10 protein-coding genes are annotated in these 9,472 nt (G+C 42.5%); 6 read left to right on the top strand and 4 right to left on the bottom strand.

Annotated features, from left to right (window positions below; all coding sequences use genetic code 11):
- Positions 1-569 (bottom strand): RNA-guided endonuclease InsQ/TnpB family protein (locus O9290_RS22710; protein WP_288057251.1); only part of this gene is annotated, 569 nt, incomplete at its 3' end.
- A gap of 175 nt (positions 570-744) precedes the next feature.
- Here O9290_RS22710 and O9290_RS22705 point away from each other — a divergent pair.
- A complete protein-coding gene (locus O9290_RS22705; protein ID WP_012265041.1) occupies positions 745-1,056 on the top strand; it encodes a transposase in 312 nt (103 codons plus the stop codon).
- A 324-nt stretch (positions 1,057-1,380) separates the two neighbouring features.
- Here the strand turns inward: O9290_RS22705 and O9290_RS22700 are convergent, their stop codons facing one another.
- Together O9290_RS22700 and O9290_RS22695 are read right to left on the bottom strand one after the other, a co-directional pair.
- Positions 1,381-2,916 (bottom strand): serine/threonine-protein kinase, encoded by a 1,536-nt coding sequence (locus tag O9290_RS22700; RefSeq protein WP_288057249.1) that lies wholly within the window; start codon positions 2,914-2,916, stop codon positions 1,381-1,383.
- Between the two features lie 312 nt (positions 2,917-3,228).
- Positions 3,229-3,996 carry a DUF6816 family protein gene (locus O9290_RS22695; protein WP_002757894.1) on the bottom strand — a complete coding sequence of 256 codons (768 nt, stop codon included), beginning with the start codon at positions 3,994-3,996 and terminating at the stop codon, positions 3,229-3,231.
- Between the two features lie 35 nt (positions 3,997-4,031).
- Here O9290_RS22695 and era point away from each other — a divergent pair, with 35 nt between their 5' ends.
- Positions 4,032-4,988, top strand: a complete 957-nt coding sequence (era, locus tag O9290_RS22690) for a GTPase Era (protein WP_002757895.1) — start codon at positions 4,032-4,034, stop codon at positions 4,986-4,988.
- Here the strand turns inward: era and O9290_RS22685 are convergent.
- Entirely contained in the window at positions 4,970-5,170 is a 201-nt protein-coding gene (locus O9290_RS22685; protein WP_288087580.1) for a hypothetical protein, read from the bottom strand. The two genes, era and O9290_RS22685, sit on opposite strands and share 19 nt — an antisense overlap.
- A gap of 45 nt (positions 5,171-5,215) precedes the next feature.
- Between O9290_RS22685 and O9290_RS22680 the strand changes: the two genes are divergently transcribed.
- The 4 genes from O9290_RS22680 (at position 5,216) to O9290_RS22665 (ending at position 8,685) form a co-directional block, all read left to right on the top strand.
- Positions 5,216-5,893, top strand: coding sequence for a uracil-DNA glycosylase family protein (locus O9290_RS22680; protein ID WP_002757896.1), 678 nt, complete (start codon positions 5,216-5,218; stop codon positions 5,891-5,893).
- A gap of 3 nt (positions 5,894-5,896) precedes the next feature.
- Positions 5,897-6,442: a 16S rRNA (guanine(966)-N(2))-methyltransferase RsmD gene (gene rsmD, locus O9290_RS22675; RefSeq protein WP_002757898.1), complete on the top strand. Its 546-nt coding sequence runs from the start codon at positions 5,897-5,899 to the stop codon at positions 6,440-6,442.
- Positions 6,443-6,998: 556 nt separating this feature from the next.
- A complete protein-coding gene (gene thrC / locus O9290_RS22670; RefSeq protein ID WP_002757901.1) occupies positions 6,999-8,303 on the top strand; it encodes a threonine synthase in 1,305 nt (434 codons plus the stop codon).
- Between the two features lie 106 nt (positions 8,304-8,409).
- Complete coding sequence (locus O9290_RS22665) at positions 8,410-8,685, top strand: MoaD/ThiS family protein (RefSeq protein WP_002757903.1); 276 nt, start codon at positions 8,410-8,412, stop codon at positions 8,683-8,685.
- Positions 8,686-9,472: the final 787 nt, after the last annotated feature.

Raw genomic sequence — 9,472 nt, 5'->3', positions numbered from 1 at the left:
GTCATATCGGGAACTAATTCCGTAGATTGGAAAGAAACCGAAACGTAAAATCCCGACGCTTTTTGGATAATTCGAGCTTGTTTAGGCTCGAACCCAGACGGGTATTCTCTAGATGGCCGTATTCTAATTTTTCCTAATTGTAGAAAATTCAAACATCCATCCCCTAGAAAGTTTTTTGACAGCGCAGGGAAAACAAAACTTCGCATCTTTTTCTTAAATCTAGGAAAGCCGAAGCCTTTCGATTTTATCTGGTCAAAAGCTTTATCTACAGTTTTTAAGACTTGCTGTAAAACTTGAGCGTTAACCGTCTTTAATATCGCAGAGAATTTTTTAGCTTCCGTTAGATTTTTAGCTTGAACGAAGTAATTTGGATAGGGTTCATCCGCAGGAATTATGTACTCGGAAACTAACGAACAGCGATCCGCAAGACACTTTCGAGAGTTTAACCAATCTTTCCGTTCCGAGAGCGCGTAATTATAAACGCTTTTGGCAACATTAAGAATGTGGATGATCTCCCGTTCCTGTTGTCTGTTTACCTTTAGTTTGTACTGGTAGGTAAGCGTTATCACTGTCGTTCGTTTCGTGATGTAAAATTAGATTATAACACTTACCATCTAATATGTCAACTGATTACAATCATGGATTTCGCTCTGTTTATAGACTTACCGCTCACGTCGTATTCGTCATCAAATACCGGCCATTGCTATTAACGATGAAATCTTAGCCCGACTTAAAGAAATCTTTGTGTCAACGCTCACGAAATGGGAAAGCGTGTTGCTTGATTTCAACGGTGAATCAGATTACGTTCACCGGATTATTGATGACAAACCTGACATCGCTTTATCCAAATTAATCGCTAACCTTAAAACAGTTAGTAGTCGCTTAATTAGAAAGGAATTTCCGAATTTGGCGGCCAAGTATTTCGACAATAAACCTTATTTTTGGACGGGAGCTTATTTCGTGGCTAGTTGTGGCGGCGTTAAGTACCTAAGCAAAATTAATTACACATTTCGATCAAGCTTTTGCCTTTTGCCTCTTGCCTTTTGCCTATCCTAACCAAGAAATTAATTTTGCACGACTACTTACTGTCGAACAACTAAAAAAATACGTCGAGAACCAAAACTCCCCAAAAGTGGAAACGCTACCGCGTTAGTTTCATTCTGGTCGCGATTCATCTCCCGTTAACTGCGTAGCGGTTTAACGGGAGTCCTCTCGCGACCTTGAGATAGAACTAGGGGGCAACCGCTTATTCTTAAGATTAGCCGAATCTCCCCCAATCCCTTTGCTGTTGCCAGAGTGCCTCGTCTCAACAAGCAATTTAAATGCGCGGGAGGTTCACCTGATGAGCCTTTCTCTCTCAAATCTTAAGGCCGATGCGTTTCATTTTTGAATTGGCGTAATGACGGCTGGAACGGTCGTGGCTGCTAATTTGCCGATCGCATCAATGATTCCCAAAGAAAAAGCATAACCCGGGGGACAGGGTAATTCATCACTGGAAAGAGGTAGTGAATCCCCTACGGTTGATAATAATGGCGGTTCTGTCGTCGTTTGGATGCTTTCACAATAGCTAACTCTCGTGACATAATTGGAGGGGGTTTTCCGAAAATTAGGAATACTGAAAGTTCCATAATCTGTCGGGTCTTTAGGTTGCCAATTTTGTTGGCGTTTGGTATCGGCATCTGACATTTTACCCCCCCATAAAACCGCTACATAACCATAACTATCACTTTGGCGAGGAATCGCGGCTACTTGCACTCCATGATTATTAATAACTTGTACCTCAAAATAATGGCTGGGTAGGGCAATTAATCCTGAGAGTTTTTCAAGAAATTTTCCCTTGTCTAAATAGGATGTATTTTGTACATTAACATAAATAGATAATAATTTAATTACTTCTAAATTGCTGGGGCGAATAATCGGTTGAGTTGGTGAGGTGGGTGGTTCAATCTTTGATGATTCTTGGGTGGTTTTGAACCCATAAAACAGGGCTATCAAAGCAGCGATTGCACTGCCAAACCACAAATAATTACCATAGACATTTTTCGCTTTGCGAGGCTGATTGAGGTCTTTTAATGCCGCTGAAGCTGATGTATAGCGGTTACTTAGACCTGGCGCAATTAGACCATCTAAAACTTCCGCTAATTGAGAACTAACCGTATTTTCCCCAAGCCAGTCTCGCCATACCCAATTATTATCACCATCCACTAAATTAAACGGTGATGTATTAGTTAATAAATAAATACAGGTTACACCTAAACTATAGAGGTCACTAGCAAAAACCGCTTTTCCTCGTAATTGTTCTGGGGCGACAAATTCCGCAGTTCCGATGCTAGTTCCCGTTTTAGCCAGGTTAGTTCCCGTGTGGAGTTTAGTCGGCCAAAAATCTACTAAAAAGAGACGTTTATCGCTTGTTCTACGGATAATATTAGCGGGTTTAACATCCCGATGAATTAGGTTTTTAGCGTGTAGATATTGTAAAATCGGTAAAATTTGATTGAGTATATCTCGGATTTGGCTTTCTCCAAATACCCCCCTTGCTGCTAATTCTTGTTCTAAGGTTTCTCCTGGAATGAACTCTTGGATAAGATACTGTTGTTCATCTATATAAAAATATGCCAAAAATTTGGGGATTTGGGGATGGTTAAGCACCTGTAAACTTTGGGCTTCTCGACGGAAGAGGCCAGAGGATACCTGAGCATCATTAGTCCTATGGGGGGAAAATTGTTTAATCGCACAGGGAGGGTGATTAGTTTCGCTTTCATCTATACCTAAATAGGTGATGCCAAACCCCCCAGACCCAATTTCTCTCAATCCTCGATAGCGATCGCCTAACTTTAATGACTGACCGCAGCGTTCACAGGATACAATATCTTTAGGGTTTTCGTGGCGACAGGTGGGATTAAAACAAAGACTCATAGTTTTTCCCCAGGACATAGTTATCGCTTAACTCTAACACAGATGCTGAGACTATGAGACCATCAACTGTTGATGATTATTACTGAACTTCCCCGTTGACAAAAGGCCATAACATCTGCTGTAGGAGGGATTAAGAGTATTCAAACCAATCGTCCCCAAGTCCTCCAATAAAGTCCGAAAACTAGGCCCAGGAAAGTTCTCTTAATTCCTTTTGGACATAATCTTAGGTTTTATGGCTAGAATTGTCTCTTGTCTTTTTCTCTTCCTGTCTCCTCACCTAAGGGAAGATTTTTGATTTTTTCAGGATCTATATTAATCTTTCAGCAATTGTAAGCGATAACGATACAAAGCCACAGGACGATTCGGCGCTTGGAAATAATCAGGCGATTGGGGGGAAAGATAAATGGCTGTCACCTGATCGCCTAGAATTTTATTAGGAGATAATAACTGATAGGCGGTGGTGGTTTCCACCTCATTAAGATAAGTATTGGTTTCTCCCTGGAAAATTTGTTGACTAATTTCTGTGGCAATAAATTGATTTCGGCTAGGAGTTTCGCTATTTCTGGCAATTACCGTGGAAATTAGTTGATGAGCGCCCCGTAAAAAGGTAATCTGACGATTGGGATTATTGGGGTCAGTTTTTACCGATAATACCGATTGACTACCCAAATAGGCGCGACTAATTGCTAAACCATTAAAGGATCGATCGGCCACAATTGATGGTTTACTGATAATGGTGGATAAAAAGGCAGCATTTATCGGTCTGGACATAGCTTTCTCAATGAATCTCACTGGAAACTCGATCGATTGTTCTAGGTAACGACGATTACTTTCAAAACCAGGTGTGATAATCTGGGGAGCAAGAGGAGCGGTTAAATCGATCAGAGTACTGGTGACAGTCCAATTGCCTACCATCCAATCGGGATAAACTAAATCTCCGCTGGCAAAACTAACCACCGGTTTAGTCATCCAGCGAGGATAATTAGTTAAGCGATCGCTTAAATTTCCTGCCATAGACAATTTTAAATGGTTACTACAGCCTAGAATCAATACTAACAAGAACAAAATTATCCTTTGCATGGGTAAAAATATTTTTTAAGAAATATTCTTTAATTATGAACGATTTGATCAACTCCCAAGCCTTTAATCTCGATTCGGCAGTAATTCCCATCGCACCCACTGGTTTTAAATCGGGTTTTATTGGTATTATTGGTCGTCCTAATGTGGGCAAATCCACCCTGATGAATCAATTAGTGGGACAAAAAATCGCCATTACTTCTCCCATCGCTCAAACTACCCGCAACCGTTTACGCGGCATTGTCACCAGCGAGCGCGCCCAGATGATTTTTGTCGATACCCCCGGCATTCACAAGCCCCATCACGAATTAGGCAAAGTTTTAGTTAAAAATGCTGAAAACGCCATAAATTCTGTAGATTTAGTTTTATTTGTTGTCGATAGTAGCAATTTTTTGGGTAGTGGCGATCGCTATATCGCCGATTTACTGACTAAAAACCAAACTCCCACGATTTTAGGGCTAAATAAAGCCGATCAGCAACCGGAAGACCGGGAGCCTATCGACGATAGTTATCGCACCTTAGCGGCGGAAAATAACTGGTCTCTACTCAAATTTTCGGCACTGGAGGGGACGGGAATCGAAGAATTGCAAAATCTGTTAATTGATTCCCTCGAAGTCGGTCCCTATTACTATCCCCCCGATTTAGTCACCGATCAGCCGGAAAGGTTTATTATGGGCGAATTAATCCGCGAACAGATTTTACTGCAAACCCGTCAGGAAATTCCCCATTCTGTGGCGGTGGTGATTGAACGCGTCGAGGAAACTCCCGCTTTAACCAAGGTTTTTGCCGCCATTAACGTGGAACGAGCTTCCCAAAAAGGGATCGTCATCGGTAAAAATGGCAGTATGTTAAAAGCGATCGGCTCTTCCGCTCGATCGGCTATTCAAAAGTTAATCGCCGGGGAGGTATATTTAAAATTATTTGTGAAGGTAGAACCGAAATGGCGACAATCTCGCTCACTTTTAGCAGAATTTGGCTATCGCACCGAGGAGTGAATTGGGGTGTAGGGTGTGGGGTGTGGGGTGTGGGGTGTGGGGTGTGGGGTGTGGGGTGTGGGGTGTGGGGTGTAGGGTGTAGGGTGTAGGGTGTGGGGTGTGGGGTGTGGGGTGTGGGGTGTGGGGAAAAGGAAGAATAAATAAAAATAATCTCCTGAAGACTGAAGACTGATAATTTTCATTTTTGTAGTAGAATGGAGAGCCACTAATAACCGATTTCTGGAATAATGGCCGATATTAAAACCCTAATTAAACAGGTACACCAAGAGGCAAAAAAAGAGGATTTTCCCATCGATACCCTAATTTACCAAGAGGCAAAAAAAGACCCCTTTGAACCAGTTTTGTATGCTGGTAATCTTGCTAGTCAGTTATGCTTTTTTGGCCGGGATTTAGGACGAGATGAAGTGTATGCAGGACAACCTTTGATCGGGGCTGCTGGTAGAATGGTGAGAGAGGGATTTTTTCAAGCTTGGCAGGGGAGAAAATCCCACGATCGTCAAGAGCTATTATCGGTGTGCGATCGAATTTTCCTAACTAATACAGTTCCCTACAAACCCCCGGGTAATAAAGCTTATTCTGGGGAAGTGAAAGATCGTTTCCGTCCATTTATAGAAAAACTGCTCGTTTTTTATTGGCAAGGTGATCATATCATTCCTCTTGGCACGGAAGCTTTTAAATGGTTTGAACCCTACGGTAAACCCAAAGAAGTAGATAAATTCTATCTTGATAAAGAACGCTTTACCAAAAAACTCCTAGTTACCCTTACCGCTACCGATGAACAGGGATTAAAACAGCAAAAAAAAGTGACTTTATTGCCTCTACCCCATCCCTCTCCTCTCAATCAAAGATACTATGCCCTTTTTCCTGATTTATTACAAAAAAGATTAACTGAATTTGCCTTTTAACCGATGAGAATTTACGGCAATCGTCCCATAAAAACCCTAGCAGGACAATTAACCCGTCCGACGACAGCAAGGGTGCGAGAAGCTTTATTTAATATCTGGCAACAGAAATTATCCGGCTGTCGTTGGTTGGATCTTTGTGCGGGTAATGGTTCGATGGGTGCGGAAGCTTTATGTCGAGGTGCGAGTCTAGTAATCGGAATTGAACAATCAGGACGCGCTGGTGAAATTATCAAGGAAAATTGGCGCAATTTAGCAACTTCTCACCAGCAATTCCAAGTAATTCGGGGAGATGTACTGACAAAGTTAGCCACTTTAGCGGAGAAAAGTTTTGATTTAATTTATTTTGACCCTCCCTACGAAAGCGGGTTATATTTACCGGTATTAACTGCCATCTCTCAATCTAATTTATTAGATTCTCTGGGGGAAATTGCCGTGGAACACAATCCCAAATCTTGGCAAGCAATTAATCTAGAAGGTTTAACCATTTGTCGTCAAAAACGCTACGGCAATACTACGTTAACTTTTTATCAAAAAGCAGTTATCTCCTGACCACTGACTTGAAAGAGGGTGTAGGGTGTGGGGTGTGGGGTGTGGGGTGTGGGGTGTGGGGTGTGGGGGGAGAATAAATAAAAGCAATCTTCTAACTCCTGACGACCGGCTCCTGACTCCTGCCGAAAATGGTCAATTTTATTGGGCAGTCCAGAAAAAATTATTATTTCTCAACAAAATCACATAATTTGTCACTTTTCTTGACAATCATCCTGAGTAAAGCGAGAAACTTTCTGGCAACCGCAGTTAATCGCCCCCTGTTTAAGCTGTTTAAACAAAAATCAGAGCTTATTTCGATAAAATTCGCAGTAAATAGGCTATAGCCTCCTAAAACACTTAAATCCCTTCTCCTCGTCCTTTTTTTGACCTAAAACTACACCGAAGTTTCCTGACACAGCAGCTTAACCATCTCCCCTTAACCCTTGCTGCTCCCCAGAATATCACCTATTTTTTGTATAAATTTATACCCGACTATTTTTGTCGGGTATATTTGACACCAAGATTTTGCCGGTGATAGGATGTGTGTAGATTCAGTTGACGGCAAGACAGGAAAATCATGACCCTAGCGACAAACATCGAAACCTCAAAATTCATCCCCACCTTTACCCGCTTGGTTTCTAAGGAAGGAGGGACCTCCTACCCCCTGAAAGCGCTGAATATCTGCGAAGAAACCTTTGCCCCCCTAGAAGTGGACTACGATTACGACCTCATCCGTCGCACCGTTACCAGAGAAAGCATTCAAGCAGGTCCCAATTCCATCTGGCGCTATCGTTCCTTTTTGCCGGTGGAAAGTGAAAATCCTATCGATGTGGGTACGGGTATGACTCCCCTAGTTAAATCCCACCGTTTAGCCCGGCGCTTGGGTCTAAAAAATCTCTACATTAAAAATGATGCCGTCAATATGCCCACTCTCAGCTTCAAAGATAGAGTGGTATCCGTCGCCCTTACCAGGGCCAAAGAATTAGGTTTTACTACCGTTTCCTGTGCTAGTACGGGAAATCTGGCCAATTCCACCGCCGCTATTGCCGCTCACGCTGGTTTAGACTGTTGTGTTTTCATTCCCTCCGATTTAGAAGCGGGTAAAATTCTCGGCACCCTAATCTATAATCCCACGGTCATGGCGGTTAAAGGCAATTACGATCAGGTTAACCGTCTCTGTTCCGAAGTGGGCAATACCTACGGTTGGGGTTTTGTCAACATCAATCTGCGTCCCTACTATTCCGAAGGTTCCAAAACTTTAGGCTTTGAAGTGGCTGAACAATTAGGCTGGAAACTACCCGACCATATTGTCGCACCTTTAGCCAGTGGTTCCCTCTTTACCAAGATTTATAAAGGCTTCCAAGAATTCATTAAAGTCGGTTTGGTGGCAGATAAACCAGTGCGTTTTAGTGGCGCTCAAGCGGAAGGTTGTTCCCCCATTGCCCAAGCTTTCAAGGAAGGACGGGATTTTGTCGCCCCAGTTAAACCCAATACTATCGCCAAATCGATCGCTATTGGTAATCCCGCCGATGGTGTTTATGCCCTTGATATTGCCCGTAAAACTGGCGGTAATATTGAATCCGTCACCGATGCCGAAATTATCGAAGGTATTAAACTTTTGGCAGAAACGGAGGGCATTTTCACGGAAACTGCGGGCGGTACGACTATCGCTGTCTTGAAAAAATTAGTAGAAGCGGGTAAAATCGACCCCGAAGAAACCACGGTCGTTTATATCACCGGTAATGGTCTAAAAACCCAAGAAGCGGTACAGGGTTATATCGGTGAACCCCTGTTAATCGAACCGAAATTAGAAAGCTTTGAACGGGCCTTGGAACGTTCCCGCACCCTCGAACGCCTCGAATGGCAACAGGTTCTCGTCTAGAATTGATACTAAGGGATGATGGGGTGATTATCCTCTTGCCCCATCTCCACAAGCAATTTAAATTCGCGGACAGCTTACTGTCCTTTCCACTTTTTCCTTGATATCTATGGCTGTAAAAGTTCTCATTCCTACTCCCCTGCAAAAATTTACAGAAAATAACGCTACCATCGAGTGTAGTGCTAGTAGTGTCGGTGGTTTAATCGAATCCTTAGAAGCAAGTTTCCCCGGTATTAAGGCCCGCTTATGCGATGAAGAGGGCGCACCCCGGCGCTTTTTAAATTTCTACGTCAACAGCGAAGATATTCGCTTCCTCGATGGGACAAAAACCCCCTTAAAAGATGGCGATGAAGTCAGTATCGTTCCTGCGGTAGCTGGAGGTTAACCCCCCTATAAGTTTGTTTTCCGTCAATTGTAATTAGACCCCTAGAAAGTGATGTTTTCTGGGGGCTTTTGTTCAGGTAAGTTCTAAGCTGCCCGCGCATTTAAATTGCCTTTTGTCTCTCCTGATATGTAACCTATACTCAACGGATTTAGTAAGTAGGGAGGCAGAATTATTTGTAGGATGGGTTAGCGGTAGCGTAACATGAGCGGGCGTTGGGTTTCATGCTTCAACCCGACCTACGTTCTACACTAGCTTATGACTGATGATCAATTGAAACAACTAATTGAGTCTAATGCCAAATCTATTGCGGTTTTATCCGATGCAATGGCAACTGAGCGATAGGCGATCGCAGCAGATAGAGAAGAACGACGAGCAGAACGTGGCCAGCTATATCAATACTTGGGCAGAATTGCGGCAGCCCAATCCAATTTTTACGAAGTTCAGGCCGATTATAGCGTTTTTCAGTCTGCTGAGGTACAAAAGTTATGGGTTTTAGGCACTCATGCAAGAGGCAAAAGGCAAAAGGGAAGAAAAATAGGTGTACCTCACTAGCTTAGGAAACGCTATATTATCATCAATTAGCAGTATTATCTGAGCGTAAAACTCGCACAGAAGAACAAATTGTTAAAATTTTAAAGCATTTATCTATTAAGTAGTCATGCAAAATTAATTACCCAAATAAAAAATTAAGAAGTATAATACATAAAAAAACGAAGCAGCAGGAAAATACAATGAGATTGATTAGAGACCTAAACCCCGAGAGCCAGAAAATGCTAGAGAGAATTTA

This window comes from Microcystis sp. LE19-41.2A (assembly GCF_027530405.1).
Classification (GTDB): Bacteria; Cyanobacteriota; Cyanobacteriia; order Cyanobacteriales; family Microcystaceae; genus Microcystis; species Microcystis aeruginosa.
Note: the sequence above shows the minus strand (reverse complement) of the source record. Positions and strands in the feature narration are given on the sequence as shown.

What these genes read in the sequence shown, in the direction of transcription:
- rsmD (WP_002757898.1), top strand. Translation starts at nt 5,897, where the DNA reads ATGAGAATTTACGGCAATCGTCCCATAAAAACCCTAGCAGGACAATTA.
- O9290_RS22665 (WP_002757903.1), top strand. Translation starts at nt 8,410, where the DNA reads ATGGCTGTAAAAGTTCTCATTCCTACTCCCCTGCAAAAATTTACAGAA.
- O9290_RS22695 (WP_002757894.1), bottom strand. Translation starts at nt 3,996, where the DNA reads ATGCAAAGGATAATTTTGTTCTTGTTAGTATTGATTCTAGGCTGTAGT.
- O9290_RS22700 (WP_288057249.1), bottom strand. Translation starts at nt 2,916, where the DNA reads ATGAGTCTTTGTTTTAATCCCACCTGTCGCCACGAAAACCCTAAAGAT.
- thrC (WP_002757901.1), top strand. Translation starts at nt 6,999, where the DNA reads ATGACCCTAGCGACAAACATCGAAACCTCAAAATTCATCCCCACCTTT.
- O9290_RS22685 (WP_288087580.1), bottom strand. Translation starts at nt 5,170, where the DNA reads ATGAAAATTATCAGTCTTCAGTCTTCAGGAGATTATTTTTATTTATTC.
- O9290_RS22680 (WP_002757896.1), top strand. Translation starts at nt 5,216, where the DNA reads ATGGCCGATATTAAAACCCTAATTAAACAGGTACACCAAGAGGCAAAA.
- era (WP_002757895.1), top strand. Translation starts at nt 4,032, where the DNA reads ATGAACGATTTGATCAACTCCCAAGCCTTTAATCTCGATTCGGCAGTA.